This is a genomic window from Mycobacterium shunyiense (assembly GCF_058270075.1).
Window position 1 is genome coordinate 78,823 of the sequence record NZ_JBZDPU010000007.1, and the last position, 22,609, is coordinate 101,431.

Consider the following 22,609-nt stretch of genomic DNA (forward strand, 5'->3'; position numbering starts at 1 on the left):
CTCAGTTGCCGGCGAGCCGGTCCAGCACTGCGGCGTGCACCAGGCCGTTCGTGGCCAACGCACTGCCGCCGTGGGGACCGGGTGCGCCGTCGACGCTGGTGAAAGTGCCCCCGGCCTCACGGATGAGGATGTCGAGCGGGGCGATGTCCCACAGCTTCACCTCGGGTTCGCAGGCGATGTCCACCGCGCCCTCGGCCACCATGCAGTACGACCAGAAGTCGCCGTAGGCGCGGACCCGCCACACCGCGTCGGTCAGCGCGACGAAGTTGTCCCGGCGGTCGTCCCAGCCGGTGGTGAGGTCCGAGTACGACAGGCTTGCCGAGGCGAGATCGGCGACGCCTGACACCGACAGTTTGCGGGTCGTCCCGGCGAACGAACCGAACGCGCCCTGACCCAGGCCCGCCCACCAGCGCCGGGCCAGGGCCGGTGCACTCACCACGCCGACGGTCGGGACGCCGTCTTCGAGAAGGGCGATCAGTGTGCACCAGACCGGGACGCCGCGGACGAAGTTCTTGGTCCCGTCGATCGGATCGATCACCCATTGGCGTCCTGTCAATGTCGTTGTCCCACCGAACTCTTCACCGAACACCGTGTCGTCGGGGCGAGCCGTGGCCAGCGATGCGCGCAAAGCTTCCTCGGCGCCGCGGTCGGCGTCGGTGACCGGGGTCAGGTCGGGTTTCGTCTCGATGCGCAGGTCCAGGGCGCCGAAGCGGTCCATGGTCAGTGTGTCGGCCTGATCGGCCAACTCGAGGGCCAGTGCCAAGTCATCTGAGGTGGAACTCATGCCGAAAGTCCTACCATGGCCTGGTGTGGGAAATCGGCATACTCCTCTTGCTCGTCGGCGCGCTGGTGCTGCTGTTGGCGCCACGGATCATGGCGCGTCGGGGAATTCGCGGTGAACTGGCGCACGGCACGTTGCTGGTGACCGGGGTGAGCCCGCGTCCTGATGAGACGGGGGAGCAGTTCGTCACCATCACCGGTGTCATCACCGGCCCGACGGTCAACGAGCACGTCGTGTATCAGCGCATGGCCGTCGACGTCAACGAGTGGCCGACCATGGGGGCGCTGTTACCCGTCGTCTATTCGCCGGGCAACCCGGACAAGTGGGCCTTTGCGCCCGCGGAGCCGCCCCCGACCTGATCAGGCGTGGGCGATCCGGAGCAGCTCGGCCACACTCGCCAGCTTCACCCGGGGCCGGCCCACCGTCTCGCCGGAGGCACGCTCGTGCGCGTCGATCAGCTGCCAGTGTTCACCGGTGACCAGCTTCGGTTGATGTTCCAACAGCCATTCGGCCAGTTCGACGTCGTACTCTGAACCGCGCTCGTCGACGCCGGCCGTCGCAAGGTCGTCGAGCAGGGTGTCGACTGTCTCCTGCGAGTCCTTCTTGTTGCTGCCGATCACACCGGACGGTCCCCGCTTGATCCAGCCCACCACGTATTCGTTACGGCTGCCGTCGATTCGGCCGTCGGTGTGCGGGATCGTGCCGGAGCGTTCGTCGAACGGCAGCCCCGGGGTTGGCACGCCGCGGTAGCCGACCGCCCGCACCACCAACTGGACCGGCAGTTCCTCGCGCTCTCCGGTGTCCTTGGCCACCACGCGTCCGTTCGGGTCGCGGACAAGTTCGTTGCGGCCCAGCACAATCGACTCGACCCGGTCCTCGCCGTGCAACTCGATGGGGGAGGTGCAGAAGCGGAATACGATGCGCCGCTTGGATTCTTGAGGCGGCTCGTCGACGTACTTCCGCAGCACCCTGATGTTCTGTTTGACGGTCTTGCCCGCCGCTTCGAGGTCTTCGTCGGTGATGTCGGCGAAATCGGCCGGGTCGAGAATGACGTCGACGTCGCCCAGACCTTCCATGTCGCCCAGCTCGCGCAGTTCCAGCGTGGTGAAGGTCGCCTGCAGCGGGCCCCGGCGTCCGATTACGACGACTTCTTCCACCCCGCGGGTGTCCAGCGAGGCCAGCGCATGGTCGGCGATGTCGGTGTTGGCCAGGGCCTGCGGGTCGCTGACCAGAATGCGCGCCACGTCCAGCGCGACGTTGCCATTGCCGACGACCACGGCCCGCCCGCCCGCCAGGTTGGGCGCCATGCCGTCGAAATGGGGATGGGCGTTGTACCAACCGACAAAATCGACTGCGGCCACGCTGCCGGGCAGCTCTTCGCCGGGGATGTGCAGGGCCCGGTCGGATTGTGCTCCGATGGCGTAGACGACCGCGTCGTAGCGTTGCGCCAACTCGGCCGGGGTGACGTGCTCACCGACCTTGATATTTCCGAAGAACCGGAAGCGTGCATCGGCTGCGGTCTTGTCGAACTGGGCGCTGATCGACTTGATCTTCGGATGGTCGGGCGCCACTCCCGAGCGCACCAGCCCCCACGGAGTCGGCAGCATCTCGAGCATGTCGACTCGCACGTCGCGATCGGAGTCGGGTAGATCGGCGAACTTCAGCAACGATGCGGCAGCAAAGAATCCCGAAGGGCCGGAGCCGACGATCGCTACGTGATATGGGCGCATACCCTGCCTTCTTACGAGCGGAAAAACCGTCACAGACCCAGCCGATGGCGTGCCGGGCCGGGTACCAACCGACTTTAAACACAGATCGTCTGCGCTGCCGCCAGTCGGAGAGAACTGCCGCCGAAATGCCGCCGGGTACCCTGAACATTCGTGGATCCAGACCGCCAAGCCGCCGTAGCCGCACTCGACACCACCCTGACGACCGTGGAGCGGGTGCTCGACATCGATGGCCTGCGCCAGCGGATCGACATGCTCGAGCAGCAGGCCTCCGATCCGAACCTCTGGGACGACCAGTCGCGCGCCCAGAAGGTCACCAGTGAGCTCTCGCACGCGCAGAGTGAATTGCGCCGCGTGCAGGACCTGCGTCAGCGTGTCGACGACCTGCCGGTGCTGTTCGAGCTCGCCGCCGAAGAGGGCGGTGAAGAAGAAGTCGCCGAGGCCGACGCCGAACTCGCCAAGCTTCGCGAGGAGATCGAGACCCTCGAGGTCCGCACCCTGCTCTCCGGTGAATACGACGAGCGCGAGGCCGTCGTCACCATCCGCTCCGGCGCCGGTGGCGTCGACGCCGCGGACTGGGCCGAGATGCTGATGCGGATGTACATCCGCTGGGCCGAGAAGCACGACTACCCGGTCGAGGTGTTCGACACGTCCTACGCGGAGGAAGCCGGGATCAAGAGCGCGACCTTCGCCGTGCACGCCCCGTTCGCCTACGGCACCCTCTCGGTGGAGCAGGGCACCCACCGGCTGGTGCGGATCAGCCCCTTCGACAACCAGAGCCGCCGCCAGACGTCGTTCGCCGACGTCGAGGTGCTCCCGGTGGTGGAAACCACCGACCACATCGAGATCCCCGAAGGCGACCTACGCGTCGACGTGTACCGCTCCAGCGGTCCCGGCGGGCAGTCGGTCAACACCACCGACTCCGCCGTCCGGCTCACCCACATCCCCACCGGCATCGTGGTGACCTGTCAGAACGAGAAGTCGCAGCTGCAGAACAAGGTCGCGGCGATGCGCGTGCTGCAGGCCCGGCTGCTGGAACGCAAGCGTTTGGAGGAGCGCGCCGAGATGGATGCCCTCAAGGGCGACGGCGGCAGCTCGTGGGGCAACCAGATGCGGTCCTATGTTCTGCACCCCTATCAGATGGTGAAAGATCTGCGCACCGAGTACGAGGTCGGAAACCCGGCCACCGTGCTGGATGGAGACATCGACGGATTCCTGGAAGCAGGGATCAGATGGCGCAACAGAAAAGATGAAGACGACTGATCGACGATGACTGATACCGTGCTCGCCCTTCCTCTCGCCGACCGCTGGCACGATTTCTGGGTCGGCGAGATCGGCGTGTGGATCCTGACCACCGGACTGCACATCGCCTTGTTGTTGATCGGCGGCCTGCTCGCCGCGCGGTTCATCAACTGGGCCGCGCAGCGGGTGGTGCGCCGGATCGACGCCGAATATCAGGAGAGCGACCAGCTGGTGCGCTCGGAGAGCGCCAAGCACCGGCAGGCCGTCGCCTCGGTGATCTCCTGGGTGTCGGTGGCGGTCCTGTTCATCATCGTGCTCGTCGAGGTCACCGATGCGCTCGCGGTACCGATCGCCTCCCTGGTCGCCCCGGCCGCGGTGCTCGGTGCCGCCCTCGGTTTCGGTGCCCAACGGATCGTGCAGGATCTGCTCGCCGGCTTCTTCATCATCACCGAGAAGCAGTACGGGTTCGGTGATCTGGTCCGACTCACCATCGCCGCGGCCAACGAGGCCGAGGGCACGGTCGAGGACGTCACGCTGAGGGTCACCAAGCTGCGGTCCTCCGAAGGCGAGATGTACACCGTGCCCAACGGGCAGATCGTCAAGGCGCTGAACCTGTCCAAGGACTGGGCACGGTCGGTCGTCGACATACCGATACCGTCCACGGTCGATCTCAACATGGTCAACGACGTGCTCAACGATGTCGCCGAGAAGGCCGCCGAAGACGGCGAGCTGTCCAAGCTGCTGCTCGACAAGCCGCAATTGATGGGCATCGAGAGCCTCGGAGTCGACACCGTGAACTTGCGGATGGTCGCCCGTACCCTGCCGGGCAAACAGTTCGAGGTGGGCAGGCGGTTGCGAATACGGGTCGTGCGCGCGCTGCGCCGGGCCGGTGTGGCCTCGTCAGGCGCGTCGGTCGCCGCTGCCGGGGACGTCATCCATCCGGCAGCCGTCGCCGAGACGGTCGCCGCGCCTCCGGCATCGGCTCAGGAGTCGAAGAAGTGAAACCCGACTTCACCAAGCTGACCGACGCGGCCAACAGGCTCTGGCGCAGCAGGCTGGGTCGGGTTCGCACCTCGACGGTGGTGCTGATCGTGGCGTTCATCGCGCTGTCGTGGCTGCAGCAGGAGTACCGGCCCAAGCAGACCGCGCCGCAGTCGCCTGATACCCAGGTGGTCCCGCCCGGGTTCGTGCCCGATCCCGACTACACCTGGGTGCCGCGCACCAAGCTGCAGACCCCTCGTTCGACGACGCAGACGACGCCGACGGAGACGCCGGAGACGACCGAGACGACCACACCGACGACGACGGAGACCACCACTCCGACCGAGCCGGTGCCCGGAGAGTCGACCAGTACCACCACCACGCCCTCACCGGGTGCTCCGCGGACGACGGTGTTCGATCCGGACGGTCCGGGACTGCTCCCGCCCATCACGTTGCCATTGGGGCCTGCGCCTGCGCCGGCCCCGCCTGCCGAGCAGCCGCTACCCGGCCAGGAGTCGGTGGCCCCGACATTGCCGCGATAGCCTGACCTGCCGGATAGTTCCGCCCCGCTACACTGGCGTGCCGTGATGATCACCCTCGACCGCGTGACGAAGCACTACAAGTCTTCGGCGCGCCCAGCGCTCGATGACGTCTCGTTGAAAATCGACAAGGGTGAGTTCGTCTTCCTGATCGGCCCGTCGGGTTCGGGCAAGTCGACGTTCATGCGACTGCTGCTGGCAGCCGAGACGCCCACCTCCGGTGACATCCGGGTGTCGAAGTTTCACGTCAACAAGCTCGCCGGCCGGCACGTGCCGAGCCTGCGTCAGGTCATCGGCTGCGTGTTCCAGGACTTCCGCCTGTTGCAGCAGAAGACGGTGTTCGAGAACGTGGCGTTCGCGCTCGAGGTGATCGGCAAGCGTGGCGAGGTGATCAACCGGGTGGTCCCGGATGTGCTGGAGATGGTCGGCCTGTCCGGCAAGGCCAATCGGTTGCCGAGCGAACTGTCCGGTGGCGAGCAGCAGCGCGTCGCCATCGCGCGGGCCTTCGTCAACCGCCCACTGGTCCTGATCGCCGACGAGCCCACCGGAAACTTGGATCCGGAGACCAGCAAGGACATCATGGACCTGCTGGAACGGATCAACCGGACCGGCACCACGGTGCTGATGGCCACCCACGACCATCACATCGTCGACTCCATGCGCCAACGGGTCGTCGAACTCGAACTCGGCCGGCTGATCCGTGATGAGCAGCGCGGCGTCTACGGAATGGATCGCTAAGTGCGCTTCGGCTTTCTTGTCAATGAAGTTCTGACCGGACTTCGTCGCAACGTCACGATGACGGTGGCGATGATCCTGACCACCGCCATCTCCATCGGCCTGTTCGGTGGCGGTCTGCTGGTGGTGCGGTTGGCCGATCAGTCCCGCGACATCTACCTGGACCGCGTCGAGAGCCAGGTGTTCCTGACCGACGACATCTCGGCCAACGACCCGAACTGCGACGAAGAAGCGTGCAAGGCGCTGTACCGCATGATCGACGACCGCGACGACGTGCGCTCGTTGAGCTTCCTCAATCGCGAGCAGGCCTACGACGATGCGATCAAGAAGTTCCCGCAGTACAAGGATGTCGCGGGCAAGGACGCGTTCCCGGCGTCGTTCATCGTCAAGCTCAACGACCCTGAGCAGCACGAGGCATTCGACAAGGCGATGCAGGGTCAGCCCGGTGTGCTCAACGTGCTCAACCAGAAGGACCTGATCGACCGGCTGTTCGCCGTGCTCGACGGGCTCAGTAGCGTCGCGTTCGCGGTGGCGCTGGTGCAGGCGGTCGGTGCGGTGCTGCTGATCGCCAACATGGTCCAGGTGGCCGCGTATACGCGGCGCACCGAGATCGGCATCATGCGCCTGGTCGGTGCGACCCGCTGGTACACCCAGTTGCCGTTCCTCGTGGAGGCGATGATCGCGGCCTTGATCGGTGTGGTGATCGCCATCGTGGGCCTGATAGTCGTGCGCGCGGTGTTCCTCGAGAAGGCGCTCGACCAGTTTTATCAGTCGAATTTGATTGCCAGGGTCGACTACGCTGACGTGCTCTACTTCAGCGCACCATGGATGCTGTTCCTCGGCTTGGCGATGTCCGGGATTACCGCGTACGTGACGCTGCGGCTCTACATACGAAGGTAGTCGTGAACTAGTGGCGACCAAGAAGTCCAGCCCCGCCGGCAATAAGCAGATTGTGGCCAGCAATCGCAAGGCGCGGCACAACTACATGATCCTCGATACCTATGAGGCGGGCATCGCGCTCATGGGTACCGAGGTCAAGAGTCTGCGTGAAGGACAGGCCTCACTGGCCGACGCGTTCGCCACCGTCGACGACGGTGAGATCTGGCTGCGCAACGTGCACATCGCCGAGTACCACCACGGCACCTGGACCAACCACGCGCCGCGGCGCAACCGCAAACTGCTGTTGCACCGCAAGGAGATCGACAACCTGATCGGCAAGATCCGCGACGGCAACCTGACGCTCGTCCCGTTGTCGATGTACTTCTCCGACGGCAAGGTCAAGGTCGAGCTGGCGTTGGCCCGCGGCAAGCAGGCCCACGACAAACGCCACGATCTGGCCAAGCGTGACGCCGACCGCGAGATCACCCGCGAGTTGGGCCGCCGCGCCAAGGGCATGTCGTAGTTCGTTGCACCGCCAGCGTGCGTGTCTGCTGCCCGACACGCCATATTTGGCGGGCCGTTTGCGCGCGCTCGGCGGGCGCGCACGACACGAAACTGCCGCGGAATAATCACTTGGCGTTGGCCGTTGGGTTTGGCGTACCATTGACTGTCCTGCCGAGATCCGGCAGGGATGCGAGGGGCTGATCGGTTTCGACTTCGCGCATCGAATCAAGGGAAGCGTGCCGGTGCAGGCAAGAGACCACCGTAAGCGTCGTTGCAACCAATTAAGCGCCGATTCCAATCAGCGCGACTACGCACTCGCTGCCTAAGCGACTGCGTGTCTGTCAGACCGGGAGCGCCCTCGGCCCGGACCCTGGCATCAGCTAGAGGGACCCACCCACGGGTTCGGTCGCGGAACCCGTGGGGACATCAAACAGCGACTGGGATCGTCATCTCGGCTTGTTCGCGTGACTGAGAGATCCGAGTAGAGGCACAGCGAACTGCGCACGGAGAAGCCTCGAGGACATGCCGTAGGACCCGGGTTCAATTCCCGGCAGCTCCACCGAGAAGATGCAGGTCAGGGATCTAATCCCTGACCTGTTTCTTTTTCTTTCATCACCTTGTCACCACCCAGTCCGGGCCGGCCGGCCCCACACATGAGTCCACTCGTCCTGGTTACGGGTTAGATTGAGGCATGTTTTCTCACCGCAAACGTCGCCCTCAGCAGGGCAGTGCGCGGTCAGGTGGTCGCTGGGTCGGGCTTGGCGCTGCTGCACTTCTCACTTCCGGAATCCCACTCGTGGGGCTCACCGCGCCGCCGGTAGCGTCGGCCGCCGACTGCGCCGATGCGGAAGTCGTCTTCGCGCGGGGCACCGATGAGCCGGCCGGTATGGGCCGGGTCGGCGATGCTCTCGTCGATGCGCTGCGCAAGCAGACCGCCGGCATGAAGATCGACTCCTACGGGGTCAACTACAAGGCCAGCAAGCTGCAGTTGCACGGCGGCGACGGCGCCAAAGACGCGATTTCCCACATCAAGTCCACGCTGTCCTCCTGTCCCGACACCAAGATCGTGCTGGGCGGTTATTCGCAGGGCGCGAGTGTGATCAACATCGTGGCCGGCAACCCGCTGGGCAACATCACGTGGGGCGATTCGCTGCCGCGTGAATACGCCGACAACGTCGTGGCGATCACCACCTTCGGTGACGTGGGCACCCGAACCAAGCAATCGATAGCAACCCAGAGCGCACTGTACGGGTCCAAGGCGATCGACCTGTGCAACCCCATGGATCCGATCTGTCACGAGGGCCAGGGCAACGAATGGAGCGGGCACACCGAGGGCTACGTCCCCGTGTACACCACCCAGGCGGCATCATTCATCGCGTCGAAGCTGCTCGCCGGCTCGGGACAGTCGCTGCCCGGGTACGGTCCCGCGCTGCCGGATTACGGTCAGCTGCCTGAGTTCGGCCAGTTGCCGGGGTCCGGTCCGACGCCGGTGTATGGCCCACTGCCGGGCTCCGGCCCCGACACGTCGCTGCACGGTCCGCAACCGGGGTACGCCCCAGCGCCGGGGTACAGCCCGGAGACACCCGGATACGGAACGCAGCCACCCGGGTCCGATTCGTCGACACCCGCGCCGTCCGCACCGCCTGCCGGAATCGGGTGGGTCTAGGTAGTCCACGGGGCAAGGGCCGCAGAGATGCGGCCCTTCTTCGTTTTCAGCGCAGAGACGCGTCCCCACCTGCGATCATGGGTAATCGTTCCCTGCGATGAAACGGGGGAGTTGATCGAATTGTCCAGTGCACAACGCGAGTTCTCGGCGTACGGCCCGTCGCACCTGGTGGTGCTGGCGGTGTTCGTCCTCGGCGCGGTGCTGCTGGTCGTGATCGGCCGGCGGCAGACGCAAGCGCAGGCCCGAATCCTTAGCCGTGTCCTGGCGGTTGCGCTCATCGCGGCTTTTCTCGTGGCGTTGGCCTACAAGCTGGCCGACCCCACCATCGACAACTCGGTGCCGCTCCAGTTGTGCGACCTGGCCGAACTGGCAGCCGCGTATGCCCTGTGGTCGCAACGGCATTGGGCCTTCGTCCTCACCTATTTCTGGGGCCTGGTCCTGAGTTCACAGGCTTTGATCACGCCGGACATCGGCACGGCAAAAGACGGTGCTCCGGACTTCCCCCATCACCTGTTCCTCACGTTCTTCGCGCTCCACGTGCTCGTCGTGTGGGCGGCCATCTATCTCACCTGGGGGCGAGGGATGCGACCACGGTGGCGTGACTACCGCTTCGCGGTCATCGCGACGCTCGCGTGGGGAGCCGTCACCTTCGCCTTCAACGCGATCACCGGGGCGAATTACGGCTACCTCAACAGGAAGCCGCCCACCGCGTCACTGCTGGACGTGCTGGGCCCGTGGCCGGTGTATCTGCTGGCCGAGGTCGTCATCGTGCTGATCGTGTGGGCGTTGATGACGTGGCCGTGGGAGCGGGTGCGGCGTAGCTGTGAGGTAGCTGTCAGTGGACCCGCGAAGTGATTATTGACACTGACACTTTGACAGGCTAGGTATATTACGCGCGACTGCGAATGTGTATCGCTTGCGACCTGTCCCACCGGGCGACAGTGGCCTGATCGAAGGGGCGGGTTGTGCAGACCAAGGCAACGGAAACGAGCACGGGACCGGACAGGTCGGGCATCGCCCGCTTCATCCGCGTGCTGGCCGTGCCGATCCTGCTCGGCTGGGTGGCCCTGACGGTCCTGACGAATGCTCTCGTCCCGCCGCTGGAGAAGGTCGGCGAGGAGCACACCGTCGGTCTGAGTGCCAAAGACGCTCCGGCGATGATCGCCATGCGCAAGATCGGCAGTGACTTCCAGGAGTTCGATTCCGACAGCAACGCCATGGTGGTGCTGGAAGGCGAGCAACCCCTGGGCGACGACGCACACCACTACTACGACGGCATCGTCGACAAGCTCGAGGCCGACACCGCCCACGTGCAGCATGTGGCCGACTTTTGGGGCGATCCGCTGACGGCCTCGGGTGCACAGAGCAACGACGGCAAGTCCGCCTACGTCCAGGTCTATCTTCGCGGCAACCAGGGCGAGACGCTGGCCAACGATTCGGTGGCCGCGGTGCGCGACATCGTCAACCAGTCGTCACCGCCGGCCGGGATCAAGGTGTACGTGACCGGCGGAGCGCCGCTGGTTTCCGATCAGCACCACGCGGGCGACAAGAGCGTCGCGCGGGTCACCGCCATCACGCTCGTGGTGATCGCGGTGATGTTGCTGATCGTCTACCGCTCTATCGCCACCATGATCCTGGTGCTGCTGATGGTCTTCATGGAGCTCGGTGCGGCCCGCGGCATCGTGGCGTTCCTGGCGCACACCGACATCATCGGTTTGTCCACTTTCGCGGTCAATCTCCTGACGTTGATGGTTATCGCGGCGGGAACCGACTATGCGATCTTCGCGATCGGTCGCTATCAAGAGGCGCGTGGCGCCGGTGAAGACCGGGAAACCGCGTACTACACGATGTTCCGCGGTACCTCCCATGTGGTGCTCGGGTCCGGCATGACGATCGCCGGCGCGATGCTGTGTCTGAGCTTCACCCGCCTGCCGTACTTCCAGACCATGGGAGTGCCATGTGCGGTGGGCACATTCGTCGCGGTGATCGCCGCGCTGACGATGGGCCCGGCAGTCATCGTGATCGGCAGCCGGTTCGGGCGTTTCGAACCCAAACGCAGTATCCGGTCGCGCGGCTGGCGCCGGGTCGGCATCGCGGTGGTCCGGTGGCCCGGCCCGATTCTGGCCGCGACGCTGGGCCTGGCCCTCATCGGCCTGCTCACGCTGCCGGGTTACAAGACCAATTACGACGCCCGCAAGTACCTGCCGTCAGATCTGGCCGCCAATGTCGGATATCAGGCTGCCGAACGGCATTTCAGCGCAGCGCGGATGAATCCGGAACTGCTGATGATCGAGACCGACCGCGACCTGCGAAACCCCGCAGACTTCCTCGTCATCGACAAGATCGCCAAGGGGATCGTCCGGGTCCCCGGAGTCTCCCGGGTGCAGGCGATCACCCGGCCCAACGGCCGCCCGATCGAACACACGTCCATCCCGTTCCTGCTCAGCCGGCAGGGCACTACCAACACGATGAACCGGAAGTACAACCAGGACCGGATGGCTGACATGCTGGTTCAGGCCGACGAGATGCAGAAGACCATCGATACGATGGAACGGATGTCGCAGCTGACCCTGCAGATGGCCGACATCACGCATTCGATGGTCGCCAAGACCAAGACGATGACTCTCGACATTGCCGAATTGCGGGATCACCTAGGCGATTTCGACGATTTCCTGCGTCCGCTGCGGAACTACCTCTACTGGGAACCGCACTGCTCCAGCGTTCCGCTGTGCTGGTCGGTCCGAGCGATGTTCGACACCCTCGACGGGATCGACCCCCTGACCGACGACGTGCAGGAACTGGTGCCCGACCTCGAGCACCTCGACACGTTGATGCCGCAGCTGGCCGCGTTGATGCCCGAGCAGATCGAGTCGATGAAGTCCATGAAGACCATGATGCTGACGCAGCGGGCCACCCAGGCCGGCCAGCAGGATCAGATGGCTGCCATGCAAGAGAATTCGACGGCGATGGGGAAGGCCTTCGACGAGGCGCGCAACGACGATACGTTTTATCTTCCGCCGGAAGCCTTCGACAACAAGGACTTCAAGCGCGGCATGAAGAACTTCATCTCACCCGACGGAAAGTCGGTGCGGTTCATCATCAGTCACGAGGGCGATCCCGCGACGCCGGAGGGCGTCAGCCATGTGGAGCCGATCAAGCTGGCGGCCAAGGAAGCACTCAAGGGCACGCCGCTGGAGGGTTCCAAGATCTATCTGGCGGGTACCGCGGCCACCTACAAGGACATGAAGGACGGGTCGTTCTACGATCTGATGATCGCCGGAATCGCCGCGGTGTCACTGATTTTCATCATCATGCTGCTGATCACGCGCAGCGTGGTGGCGGCAGCGGTGATCGTCGGCACGGTGCTGCTGTCGCTCGGCGCTTCATTCGGGCTGTCCGTTCTCGTCTGGCAACACCTCCTCGGCCTGGAATTGCACTGGATGGTGTTGGCGATGTCGGTCATCCTGCTGCTGGCAGTCGGGTCCGACTACAACCTGTTGCTGGTGTCCCGCTTCAAGGAAGAGCTGTCCGGTGGCCTGAAGACCGGCATCATCCGGGCGATGGCGGGCACCGGTTCGGTGGTGACCTCGGCGGGTCTGGTGTTCGCTTTCACCATGGCGTCATTCGCGTTCAGTGATCTCAAGGTCATGGCGCAGGTGGGCACCACGATCGCGCTCGGCCTGCTGTTCGACACGCTGATCGTGCGGTCGTTCATGACCCCTGCCATCGCCGCGCTGCTGGGCCGTTGGTTCTGGTGGCCTCAGGTCATCCAGTCGGCAGCGTCGAAGCGACGCCTGGCGTCTCTGCAGCAGGACGGAAACACACAAAGCGCCTACACAGCCCAGACTTAATAAGCGGATCTAACGTAATTGGTGGAAGTCGAAACCGAACACTTCCGCCGCCGCCCCCGCCTCCCGCCTACGGGGTTGGTTGGGGTTATGGCGGATACGGTCCGCCGTCGGTATGTGCCACCGGGCCTTTCCGGTTGGTTCAAGTCTGTAGCTGACCTGCAAACGGAACTGCCCACGTGTGAGCTGAAAGCGCTCGCACGTGGGCAGTTTCGCCTAATTACTTCTTGTTGCCGCCGGGCCGTGGAGGTGGCGGCGGCTTGGCCTTCGTGGTGGGCTCGAACTTGCCGCCCTTTTTCGGATCGAATGTTCCTGCCATGGTGATCCCTCTCGCTCGTTTCGATAGTTCCACCACTTCCCACCGTAGTGCGGAACGCTCGCCCGTGGGGAGTGTTCGTGGGTGCGCCGGGCGGTACCGCGCGGTTGACATCGAATTTCCCGGTCGAAAGCAACACGCCGCGTCGGTTGCGACACGGTCACGGGACGATACCTATCGGTGCATCACTGGTCACATCGACACCATTGATCACTAACGTCACATCAGCCAACTGTGACGTCATGTCGACGTCCCTGCATTGGGAAGGTGTGACATGTCGCGACGTCCTCGAGGTGCTTCGACGATGGCAGCGGCGGCCGCAATAGGACTCGTCGTCGCCGTCGGGGTGGCGCCATCGGCATCGGCCGAACCCTGCGAAGGCGCCGCTGCGGCCGCGCAACCTCTCCCGAACCAGGCCTTCCAGATTCCCAAGCCGTCCCGGCTCGCCCCGCTCAACCGCCCGATCGGGCATATGCCCGCCGGGGCCAACGACCGGGCTCCGCTGCCCAAGCTCGGGCAGTTGCCACTGGCCCTGCTGAAGGCGCTGATGCCGAACTCCGGACAGGTCAGGCAGAAAGCGGCCGTGGTGCCGGCACCCAATCCTGGTGGCGCTCAGCCGGTCCCGAATGCGGCTCAGCCGGCCCCGGTCCCCGCGGCGCCTCAGCCGGCTCCGGCGCCGGCGGCCCAACCAGCCCCGGGTGCGCCTCCTGGCACGTCGATCGTGGGTTGGGTGACCGGTCCCGACAGCCCCAACCAGACGATCAAACGCTTCGCCATCACCGGAACTGACCTCGGAATCATGTGGGACAACGGGGATCCGGTGAACCGGCAGGTGCTGATGGCCTTCGGCGACACCAACGGCTACTGCGGTATTCCCGGCAAACAGTGGCGGTACAACGCGTTGTTCCGTAGTCAGGACGGATCGCTGTCGAATACCGTCGCCGTGCCCGATGGTGTGGTGGCCAACAAGTACTCCGGTTCACCGGTGTGGCGCCAGGGCATCTCCAAGCAGATCATCAACAGCATCGGCCGGGCGCCAGAGGAGACGGGCATCATCCCGACGGCGGGAATCTCGGTCGGGCGCAATCAATATCTGAACTTCATGTCGATCCGGAACTGGGACAGTCCAGGTGCGTGGTCGACCAACTTCTCGGCGATCGCGATGTCGCCGGACAACGGTGAGAACTGGGGTGTGTACCCCGGGACGATCCGGCCGCCCGGCGGGGGTAACGAGAACTTCCAGATGGGTGCGTTCCTCAAACCGGGTCCCGGTGATCCGTACATCTACACGTTCGGCACGCCGAACGGACGCGGCGGCTCGGCCTATATCGCGCGGGTGGCTCCGGGACTCATCCCGGACCTCACCAAGTACGAGTACTGGAACGCGGACAACAACGCCTGGGTACCGGGCAATCCGGCCGCGGCGACGCCGGTGATCCCGGGTCCCGTGAGCGAGATGTCGGCCCAGTACAACACGTATCTCAAGCAGTACCTGGTGCTGTACGGCAACGGGATGAACGATGTGGTGATGCGGACCGCGCCGGCGCCGCAGGGCCCGTGGGGGCCTGAGCAGTTGATCGCGCCGTCGTCGCAGATCCCTGGCGGCATCTACGCGCCGTATCTGCATCCGTGGTCGACGGGCAAGGAGTTGTACTACAACCTGTCGCTGTGGTCGGCCTACAACGTCATGCTGATGAAGACCGTGTTGCCCTGACCCGGCCGTTGACCGGCCTCAGCGGTGCCAGCAGGGCGTCGAGGCCGTACTCGAACACCGCGTCGTAGTCGGTGGGGGACTGCAGGGCGGCGACGAGCGCCTGATCGGGCCAGTCGGCGGTCCACAGGGACGGATCCTCCTCCTGGTGCCGGGGGCCGCGGACCGCTGAGAACTGCATCACCGCGGACGAGATCACGTGCACCTGCACGGCGCGCAGCACCAGTGCGGCCCGTGTTCCGGTGACATCCAGCTCTGCCAGTTCGGCGGCGAGCCGCTGTTGTACGGGCAGAAACAATGTCGGGGTGCGGTCCCGCTCGTGGGCGATCGCCAGTAGATGCTGGTGCCGGATCAGCAGGCTGCGCTGGTTGCGTGCCAGTGCGGCAATTCGATTCACGGGGCTGTCACCCTGCATGGGCAGGCCGGCCATCTCGGTCAACAGACGGTCGACCAGACTGTCGAAGAGGGCGTCGCGGCCCCCGACGTGCCAGTAGATGGACGTGACGGCCACGCCGATGCGCTCGGCGAGCCCCCGCATCGAGAACGCTTCCACCCCGTCTTTCTCGATCAGATCGGCCGCCGCATCGAGGATGACGTCGGCGTCGATCGGCTTCGGTTTCGGACTCATTCGCCGGCTTCCGCCTCGGCGATGCGCTCGGCGTCCGGCAGGTCGAGGTAGCGCTCAAGGTTGCGGTGCATGTTGATGATTCTGCGCTCCTCGGCGGACAGGGCGAGGTGGGTGAAGCCCGGCTGGTGCAATCCGCGCTGCAGGCCGGTGAGCACGGCGATGTCCTGGCTCATCACCACGCCGGGGTGCGCCTCCTCGGCGCCCATCCGGACGTCGGTCGGGTTTACCCGCGGAGCATGGGCCGGCATGCGGGCCATCAGCGTCATCACCAGTTGACCGCGGTCTGGATCCGATCCCGGCAACGACGTCATCACCGTCAGGTGATCGGCGCTGGCGAGCAGGGTCAGGTTGGGGAAGATGTTGTACTGGTGCAGGCACATCACCTGATCGGTGCTGGCCCAGCCGATGTCCACGCCGCGTCCGGCTGCGAATTCCCTGATCTGCGAGGCGATCACGTCGGCCACCGACTGGCCGGGGGACTGCCGGTCCGACGGGAACGGGGTGCCCTCGGCGACTCCCATCAGCGCACCTTGGGTGTACACGTAGGCGTCCCACACCTCTTCGTCGCTCAGCGCGCCGGACAGTCGCGGACTCGGTACTCCGTACAGCGATTCGGATTTGCCCGTGTGGCCCCAGATCGTCTGGGGTGCGTAGACGTCGTCCATGCACCGGTGCAGCTCGGGATGCAAGGTCTGAACGTGGTAGGTCTCGCTGTACCCGTCGGCGATGGTCTTCCAGTTGGCCTCGACATCGATGGTCATCGTTGCGTAGCAACGGAAGTCGCCGAGCCCGCACCACGCGATGTCTCCCGGGACCGCTTCCAGGTAGTCGGCCAGCGGCATCGCCGCAGGGTCGAGGTTGACGAAGACCAACCGTTCCCAGGTGTCGACCTGCACCGGCGCCAGCGGGAACTCGGACATGTGCACCGACCCGAACCCCTTGCGGTTAGGAATGCGTTTGAGCACACCGGCCAGATCCCAGGTCCAGCCGTGGTAGCCGCATTTCAGTTCCCGCAGTGAGGAGCCGGCACCGGTGCACAGGGTGTTGCCGCGGTGGCGGCACGCGTTCTGGAAGGCGCGCAACTCCCCGTCGTCCCCGCGGACGATCAGCACCGAGTAGGGGCCGCAACGGTATTCGAAGTAGTCGCCGGGGTCGGCCACATGATCGACCGTGCAGGCCTGCTGCCACACCCGCGGCCACATCCGTTCCACTTCGAGGCGCGCGAACGCGGGCGAGGTATAGCGTTCGGCCGGCACCCGGGTGGGGCGCGCCGGCGGTTCGCCGATCGCATCAGCCCGCCGGTGTGTGTCAGTTGAGCTGTGGGTCATGGGGCACCTCCCACTGAGAAGGAGAATCTCGGGACGTCGCAATGTAACGGTGTTACATTGCGACCGTAGCGGCCTCCACGCCTCAAGGGAGCAAAAACGTGTTCGATCTCAAAATCACGGGCGGTACGGTCGTCGACGGGACCGGTGCGGACCGGTTCACCGCCGACGTCGCGATCAAGGGCGGAAAGATCGTCGAGGTGCATCGGCGCGGCGCCGAAGACCCGGCACTGGCCGGCGACGCCGCCGAAACCATCGACGCCACAGGCAAGATCGTCGCCCCCGGCTTCGTCGACATTCACACCCACTATGACGGTCAGGTCTCCTGGGACGCCGTGCTCGAACCGTCCAGCAACCATGGCGTCACGACCGTGGTGGCCGGCAATTGCGGTGTCGGCTTCGCACCGGTGCGTCCCGGCCAGGAGGAATGGCTGATCTCCCTGATGGAGGGCGTCGAGGACATCCCCGGCACGGCGCTCACCGAGGGCATCACCTGGGGTTGGGAGACGTTCGGCGAATACCTGGACGTGATCGGCAAGCGTGAGCTGGCCGTCGACATGGGCACCCAGATCGCCCACGGCGCCATCCGGGCGTACGCGATGGGGGAGCGCGGCGCCCGCAACGAAGCGGCGACACCTGATGACATCAAGGCCATGGCCAAACTGGTGCAGGAGGCCATCGAAGCTGGAGCGCTTGGCTTTTCATCGTCGCGCACCATCGCGCACACCGCCATGGACGGCGAGCCGGTGCCCGGAACCTTCGCCGCCGAGGACGAGTTGTTCGCGCTGGGCCGGGCCACCGCGGCCGGTGGCGCGGCGGTCTTCGAGCTGGCTCCCCAAGGTGCCGCCGGTGAGGACATCGTCGCACCCAAGAAGGAACTCGACTGGATGCGTCGGCTCGGCGAGGAGATCGACTGTGCGCTGAGCTTCGCCCTGATCCAGGTCGACGCCGACCCCAACCTGTGGCGCGAGCAGCTTGACCTGTCGGCGGCCGCGCACAAAGCGGGTAGCCGGTTGTTCCCTCAGGTGGCGGCGCGGCCATTCGGCATGCTGCTGGGCTTCCCCGGTCACCATGCCTTCACCCACCGCCCGACCTACCGGCGACTGCAGGCCGAATGCACGCGCGAGGAACTCAGCGAGCGGCTCGCCGACCCCAAGGTACGCGCGGCGATCCTGGCCGAGGAAGACCTGCCGATCGATCCCAGCAAGCTCTTCGACGGCATGTTCATGCTGGCGCAGAATGCGGCAAACCGCCTGTACCACATCGGTGAACCGCCGGATTACGAGCCGACCGACGAGCGCACCGTCGCGGCGATCGCCAAGCAACGCGGCATGGACCCGCTGGCCGCGATGTATGACCTGATGCTCGAGGCCGATGCCGGTGCCATGTTGATGTACCCCATGTTCAACTACTCCGACGGCAATCACGATGCGATCCGCGAGATGCTGACGCATCCGGCCGGCGTGCTGGGTCTGTCCGACGGCGGCGCGCACTGCAGCATGATCTGCGACGCCTCGTACCCGACGTTCCTGCTGACGCACTGGGCCCGTGACCGTCATCGTGGCGAGAAGCTGCCGCTGGAGTACGTGATCCGCAAGCAGTCGCACGACACCGCGCAGCTCTACGGTATGTCGGACCGCGGCGTGATCAGTGTGGGCAAGAAGGCCGACGTCAACGTGATCGACCTGGATGGCCTGACCTTGCATGCGCCGAGAATGGCCTATGACCTGCCTGCCGGCGGAAAACGGTTGGTGCAGGGGGCAAGCGGTTACGACGCGACAATCGTCAGCGGGACGGTCACCCGCAGGCACGGGGTGGACACCGGGGCCCGTCCGGGTCGTCTGGTGCGTGGGACCCGCTGATCAGTAGGGTCTTTCGTCATGGCGGATTTCCGTTACGACCCGCGTCAGCGTCCGGCCCAGCCTGCGGCGCCGGCCGCTGACGCGTTCAGAATCCACACTGCCGCTGTCGCCGAAGGGGTTTCGCTGGCGTACGTCCGCGAGGGCGTCGGCGGTGTGCCCCTTCTGCTGGTGCACGGGTACCCCGAGACCAAGCGGATCTGGTGGCGCAACATCGAGGCCTTGGCCGCAGCCGGCTTCGAGGTCATCGTCCCGGACCTGCGCGGCATGGGCGACAGTGCGATCCCGCCCGACGATCAGCACGACATCGTCACCTACTCCCGCGACCTGTATGCGTTGGTCCACGACCAACTGGGCCACGAGTCCTGCCTGATCGCGGCCAGCGATGTCGGTGCCGTCGTCAGCACCGACCTGATCCACCGGTATCCGGGATTCGTCACGCACTTCTGTGTTTTCAACACCGTGCCGCCCATGGGAGTCGACTACTCGGGAATCGGCACCCAACATCCGGGGTTCGTCGGCGGCGCAGCCGATCCCACCGGTGACTACCGCTGGATGCAGGGCGCCTTCCCCGACCAGCTCGCCGCGATGCTGCCCACTCCGGAAGCTCGCAGGCAGTGGGTGGCGGCGATGTATACCAACCGGCTGTGGGGCTCGGCCTACGCGTTCACCCAGTCCGAGGTGGACTTCATGACCGAGCCGTTCGCCGACGAAGCGCGGCTACGGGCGGGGTGGGCGTCGTATCAACTCGCCTACGGCCGCGCCATGGCCGAGATCCCGCTGATGGCTGCGGTCGAGGTGCCCACCCTGGTGCTGTACGGACCCGAAGATCATGTGGTCGGCGAGGATTTCGTGCCGCGCACCGAGCGGGCGTTTCTCAATCGCATTGGGCCGCTGGTGGTTCCGGGTGCCGGCCACTTCCTGCAGTGGGAGCGCGCCGATATCTTCAACCGGTTGATCCCGGCGGTGTTCGGCGAGGTCATTGCGCGCCATCGGTCGGCTGAGCCAGAATTGCGCCGCCCAGCCAGCGTCTGAGGAAGCGCCGCAGTTCTTCTCGGCTGCGGCCGGGTTCGTTGGGGGCGATGAAGAAGGACAGCATCGTGCGCAGGGTGAATTCCACGAGCTCGCGCAGCGCGGATTCGTCGTATCCGTACTTCGCCCAGTCGACGTCGAACCGGGTGATCATCCGCATGCCGAAGGCCTGACCTTCGCCGGAGGCGACGTTGACCGAACTCGCGGCGGCCTGCGGTCCGGACAGCATGATCCGCAGGTGCGGTATCCGGGTGACTTCCTCCAGGGTGAACATGACGCCCTCGGTCATCGCCTCGGCGGGGTCGGTGATCCCTCGCACGCTTTCGGCGAGCCGGTCGAGAAAGCCTTCCACCGAGGCGATCGCGGCCGCGTGCATCAGTGCTTCGGCGGTGGGGAAGTAGCGGTACACGGTCTGGCGGATGACGCCGAGCGATGCCGCGACGTCGGCGATGCTGATCCCGGTCCCCGTCTCGGCGATCAGCTGCACAGCGGCGGCCACGATGCGTTCGGAAGCTTCCTCGTCGCTGCCGGGCGGTCGCCCGTCCCACCCGCGCCTACGCGCCACGGTCCGGATTCCTGGCCAGCAACATTCCTGCAGGATATCGCCACCCGCCGTTGACGGGCCGCAGCCGTGTGTAGTAATCATACAAAGACGGCGTTGTTTGTATGATTGCTTTGGACGAGCTGAGGTGGCACCCATGACGGATCTGATCGTGCGGAAGATGAGGTTCGCGTTCGCGGACCACCGCGTCCCCTTCCTGTGGAACGAGACCAACCCGGCGTTCTCGTCGATGGCCAACGCGGTGTCGTTCCTGGCCATTGCCTTCGAGAAGATGATCGGCCACATGATCACCGAGGCCATGCCGTTCATCACCGACCCGGAGGTGGCCGAGGAGGCTCAGGCCTTCGTCCGGCAGGAGGGCCAGCACGCGATGGCCCACCGCCAGCACGCCAAGGGCCTGATCAAGACCTACCCGGGTCTCAAGGAGACCCTCGACGACGTGGTCAAGGCATTCGACGACCTGACTGCCGAGACGCCGCTGAAATACCGGCTGGCCTACACCGCCGACCTGGAGGCGACGTTCACCCCGGTGTTCAAGCTGATGCTCGACCATGACGACACGCTGTTCGCTCCGGGGGACGACCGGGTGGCCTCACTGTTCCTGTGGCACTTCGTCGAAGAGGTCGAGCACCGCAGCTCGGCGTTGATCATCTATGACGCGGTGGCCGACGATCCGTGGTACCGGATGCGGGTCGCGCCGTCGATCTTCAAACACGTCTGGGCGGTGCTCAAGATCGCCACCGAAGGCTTCAACAAGCACGTTCCGCTGGAGGAGCGTCAGATCGACGCGGTGTCGATGTTCGGTATGCAGGCGCGGAGAAAGGCTCTGCTGCAAAAGCTTCCGTTCACCAAGACCCCGTATGACGGACCGGTCGCGAACGCGTTCGCGCATCTGCCGGTGCGCGAGATGCTGACCGCCCTGTCCGGTGTCGTGCGCAGCCAGGTCCCGGGCCACAATCCGGCCCACGAGAAACTGCCGGCATTGGCCGACGAGTGGTTCCAGCGCTACGAGGACGGCTACGAGGTCACCCAGTGGTACACCGCAGGTGATGCCACGGCGCAGAAAGCGAGCACGGCCGATGTCTGATCTGTGTACTCCGACATTCTCGGGTTTGGCGCAGCGCCTGGGCTTTTCATGTGACACCGCAGGCGGTCTGGTCGAGTTCCGCAACCCGTTCGGGCTGGAGAACTGGACGCTGCCGGTGCTCGAGCTCACCGTGATCGTCGGGGCGGTGCTGGCCCTGGTGTACGCAATCGTGCGGCTGCGCCGGCACAACGATCCGACCAACCTGGTGCTCTGGTTCGGCGCCATCGCGTACCTGCTGATCATCGAACCGCCACTGTATTTCCCCGGCGCATTCGGGATCGCCGAGCACGTCGACACGATGTTCGCGCACAACGTGTTCACCGTCGACTTCCTGTGGGGCCGGCTGCCGCTCTACATCGTCGCGATCTATCCGATGATGGCGACGGTCGCCTACGAGATCGTCCGGATCCTAGGGGTCTTCCGCCGCCGCGGTGTGCTCATCGGTGCGATCTGCGTCGGGTTCGTCCACCACGCGTTCTACGAGATCTTCGACCACATCGGGCCGCAGCTCCGGTGGTGGGAGTGGACGCTGGATCATCCGATGAACCAGCCGTTCTTCGATTCGGTACCGCTGCCCAGCGTCGTGGTGTTCGCTGCGCTGTGGCCGATGTCGCTGGCGTTCTGTGTGCAGCTGTTCGTCGGCCGGCACGTCCAGGACGGCAAGACCTTCACCGCGCTGCAGATCGTGGGACGCACCATCGTCGTCGGTGTCCTGGCTTCGATCGGAACCGCCGTGCTGCCCCTGCCGGCCACCGTGGGTACGTCGATCTCGGGGAGTACCACGGTCGGTGGGTTCATCTACGCCGCCGAACTCGTGGTGCTCGTCCTGGTGGCGATCCCGGTACTGTTCGGTCAATGGTCGAGCCTGCGCAAGGACCGCGATCCTGCGACCGTGCGGTACTCCAATCCGCTCATCCTGCGCTACGCGGCGGTGTACCTGGCCGTCATGACCGTCCTGTGGCTGACGGCCCTGCCGGCCTACTTCGGCGCTGTCGACGGCCTCACCGCTGCGGGCGACCCCACCGGGAGCCTCTGGTACACGGTGGCCTGCCTGGTGACCGCGGGTCTGTCGATTGCGGCAGCGGCCACTGCAAACCCTGCTGACCTGCAACAACAGCCGGACGCGGTGGCGCCGGCGGTGGCAGCGAACCAGGAATGAGGAGCGAACCCACAGGCGTGCCACACGT

At 65.3% G+C, this 22,609-nt stretch carries 20 protein-coding genes and 1 other RNA gene; 16 read left to right on the forward strand and 5 right to left on the reverse strand.

Annotated elements, in window-relative coordinates; all coding sequences use genetic code 11:
- Position 1 precedes the first annotated feature (1 nt).
- On the reverse strand, positions 2–784 hold the full coding sequence (hisN, locus tag AC4ELH_RS05940; RefSeq protein ID WP_448442776.1) for a histidinol-phosphatase: 783 nt from the start codon (positions 782–784) through the stop codon (positions 2–4).
- Between the two features lie 23 nt (positions 785–807).
- On the opposite strand from hisN, the gene AC4ELH_RS05945 reads away from it, so the two are divergent.
- Positions 808–1,140, forward strand: coding sequence for a hypothetical protein (locus tag AC4ELH_RS05945; protein ID WP_448442778.1), 333 nt, complete (start codon positions 808–810; stop codon positions 1,138–1,140).
- On the opposite strand, the gene AC4ELH_RS05950 is transcribed toward AC4ELH_RS05945, so the two are convergent.
- Complete coding sequence (locus AC4ELH_RS05950; protein ID WP_064878981.1) at positions 1,141–2,511, reverse strand: FAD-dependent oxidoreductase; 1,371 nt, start codon at positions 2,509–2,511, stop codon at positions 1,141–1,143.
- Positions 2,512–2,661: 150 nt separating this feature from the next.
- Between AC4ELH_RS05950 and prfB the strand changes: the two genes are divergently transcribed.
- From prfB to AC4ELH_RS06005, 11 genes are all read left to right on the forward strand, one after another.
- Positions 2,662–3,771, forward strand: coding sequence for a peptide chain release factor 2 (gene prfB / locus AC4ELH_RS05955; protein WP_064878984.1), 1,110 nt, complete (start codon positions 2,662–2,664; stop codon positions 3,769–3,771).
- A 6-nt stretch (positions 3,772–3,777) separates the two neighbouring features.
- The gene (locus AC4ELH_RS05960; protein WP_064878987.1) at positions 3,778–4,752 is read left to right on the forward strand and encodes a mechanosensitive ion channel family protein; all 975 of its coding nucleotides are present in this window, start codon (positions 3,778–3,780) and stop codon (positions 4,750–4,752) included.
- Positions 4,749–5,273: an Rv3103c family proline-rich protein gene (locus AC4ELH_RS05965; protein WP_463805825.1), complete on the forward strand. Its 525-nt coding sequence runs from the start codon at positions 4,749–4,751 to the stop codon at positions 5,271–5,273. Before AC4ELH_RS05960 ends, AC4ELH_RS05965 begins: the two co-directional genes overlap by 4 nt.
- 45 nt (positions 5,274–5,318) lie before the next feature.
- Positions 5,319–6,008: a cell division ATP-binding protein FtsE gene (gene ftsE / locus AC4ELH_RS05970; RefSeq protein WP_055112280.1), complete on the forward strand. Its 690-nt coding sequence runs from the start codon at positions 5,319–5,321 to the stop codon at positions 6,006–6,008.
- Positions 6,009–6,905, forward strand: a complete 897-nt coding sequence (ftsX, locus tag AC4ELH_RS05975) for a permease-like cell division protein FtsX (protein ID WP_064878993.1) — start codon at positions 6,009–6,011, stop codon at positions 6,903–6,905.
- A 10-nt stretch (positions 6,906–6,915) separates the two neighbouring features.
- Entirely contained in the window at positions 6,916–7,407 is a 492-nt protein-coding gene (gene smpB / locus AC4ELH_RS05980; RefSeq protein WP_064878994.1) for an SsrA-binding protein SmpB, read from the forward strand.
- A gap of 174 nt (positions 7,408–7,581) precedes the next feature.
- Positions 7,582–7,950, forward strand: a transfer-messenger RNA (tmRNA) gene (ssrA, locus tag AC4ELH_RS05985).
- Between the two features lie 129 nt (positions 7,951–8,079).
- A complete protein-coding gene (locus AC4ELH_RS05990; RefSeq protein ID WP_498883467.1) occupies positions 8,080–9,054 on the forward strand; it encodes a cutinase family protein in 975 nt (324 codons plus the stop codon).
- Positions 9,055–9,174: 120 nt separating this feature from the next.
- Entirely contained in the window at positions 9,175–9,909 is a 735-nt protein-coding gene (locus AC4ELH_RS05995; RefSeq protein ID WP_498883468.1) for a YwaF family protein, read from the forward strand.
- A gap of 110 nt (positions 9,910–10,019) precedes the next feature.
- Complete coding sequence (locus AC4ELH_RS06000) at positions 10,020–12,905, forward strand: MMPL/RND family transporter (RefSeq protein ID WP_498883469.1); 2,886 nt, start codon at positions 10,020–10,022, stop codon at positions 12,903–12,905.
- 617 nt (positions 12,906–13,522) lie between these two features.
- Positions 13,523–14,932 (forward strand): glycoside hydrolase family 183 protein, encoded by a 1,410-nt coding sequence (locus AC4ELH_RS06005; RefSeq protein WP_082448917.1) that lies wholly within the window; start codon positions 13,523–13,525, stop codon positions 14,930–14,932.
- Here the strand turns inward: AC4ELH_RS06005 and AC4ELH_RS06010 are convergent.
- Positions 14,904–15,557 carry a TetR/AcrR family transcriptional regulator gene (locus AC4ELH_RS06010; RefSeq protein WP_064959426.1) on the reverse strand — a complete coding sequence of 218 codons (654 nt, stop codon included), beginning with the start codon at positions 15,555–15,557 and terminating at the stop codon, positions 14,904–14,906. The genes AC4ELH_RS06005 and AC4ELH_RS06010 overlap by 29 nt on opposite strands.
- Positions 15,554–16,885, reverse strand: coding sequence for an aromatic ring-hydroxylating oxygenase subunit alpha (locus AC4ELH_RS06015; RefSeq protein WP_498883470.1), 1,332 nt, complete (start codon positions 16,883–16,885; stop codon positions 15,554–15,556). The genes AC4ELH_RS06010 and AC4ELH_RS06015 overlap by 4 nt, the downstream gene beginning before the upstream one ends.
- 98 nt (positions 16,886–16,983) lie before the next feature.
- On the opposite strand from AC4ELH_RS06015, the gene AC4ELH_RS06020 reads away from it, so the two are divergent.
- Both AC4ELH_RS06020 and AC4ELH_RS06025 read left to right on the forward strand, forming a co-directional pair.
- Positions 16,984–18,744: an N-acyl-D-amino-acid deacylase family protein gene (locus AC4ELH_RS06020; RefSeq protein WP_498883471.1), complete on the forward strand. Its 1,761-nt coding sequence runs from the start codon at positions 16,984–16,986 to the stop codon at positions 18,742–18,744.
- Between the two features lie 18 nt (positions 18,745–18,762).
- A complete protein-coding gene (locus AC4ELH_RS06025; protein ID WP_064879015.1) occupies positions 18,763–19,776 on the forward strand; it encodes an alpha/beta fold hydrolase in 1,014 nt (337 codons plus the stop codon).
- Here the strand turns inward: AC4ELH_RS06025 and AC4ELH_RS06030 are convergent.
- Entirely contained in the window at positions 19,721–20,338 is a 618-nt protein-coding gene (locus AC4ELH_RS06030; protein ID WP_064879018.1) for a TetR/AcrR family transcriptional regulator, read from the reverse strand. The genes AC4ELH_RS06025 and AC4ELH_RS06030 overlap by 56 nt on opposite strands.
- A gap of 133 nt (positions 20,339–20,471) precedes the next feature.
- Between AC4ELH_RS06030 and AC4ELH_RS06035 the strand changes: the two genes are divergently transcribed.
- A complete protein-coding gene (locus tag AC4ELH_RS06035; protein ID WP_448442798.1) occupies positions 20,472–21,422 on the forward strand; it encodes a metal-dependent hydrolase in 951 nt (316 codons plus the stop codon).
- Complete coding sequence (locus AC4ELH_RS06040) at positions 21,415–22,581, forward strand: hypothetical protein (RefSeq protein ID WP_498883472.1); 1,167 nt, start codon at positions 21,415–21,417, stop codon at positions 22,579–22,581. The genes AC4ELH_RS06035 and AC4ELH_RS06040 overlap by 8 nt, the downstream gene beginning before the upstream one ends.
- Positions 22,582–22,609 lie beyond the last annotated feature (28 nt).

Coding starts and splice junctions, on each gene's coding strand:
- hisN (WP_448442776.1), bottom strand. CDS start 784: ATGAGTTCCACCTCAGATGACTTGGCACTGGCCCTCGAGTTGGCCGAT.
- AC4ELH_RS05950 (WP_064878981.1), bottom strand. CDS start 2,511: ATGCGCCCATATCACGTAGCGATCGTCGGCTCCGGCCCTTCGGGATTC.
- AC4ELH_RS05960 (WP_064878987.1), top strand. CDS start 3,778: ATGACTGATACCGTGCTCGCCCTTCCTCTCGCCGACCGCTGGCACGAT.
- ftsE (WP_055112280.1), top strand. CDS start 5,319: ATGATCACCCTCGACCGCGTGACGAAGCACTACAAGTCTTCGGCGCGC.
- AC4ELH_RS05990 (WP_498883467.1), top strand. CDS start 8,080: ATGTTTTCTCACCGCAAACGTCGCCCTCAGCAGGGCAGTGCGCGGTCA.
- AC4ELH_RS06005 (WP_082448917.1), top strand. CDS start 13,523: ATGGCAGCGGCGGCCGCAATAGGACTCGTCGTCGCCGTCGGGGTGGCG.
- AC4ELH_RS06010 (WP_064959426.1), bottom strand. CDS start 15,557: ATGAGTCCGAAACCGAAGCCGATCGACGCCGACGTCATCCTCGATGCG.
- AC4ELH_RS06015 (WP_498883470.1), bottom strand. CDS start 16,885: ATGACCCACAGCTCAACTGACACACACCGGCGGGCTGATGCGATCGGC.
- AC4ELH_RS06025 (WP_064879015.1), top strand. CDS start 18,763: ATGGCGGATTTCCGTTACGACCCGCGTCAGCGTCCGGCCCAGCCTGCG.
- AC4ELH_RS06035 (WP_448442798.1), top strand. CDS start 20,472: ATGACGGATCTGATCGTGCGGAAGATGAGGTTCGCGTTCGCGGACCAC.
- AC4ELH_RS06040 (WP_498883472.1), top strand. CDS start 21,415: ATGTCTGATCTGTGTACTCCGACATTCTCGGGTTTGGCGCAGCGCCTG.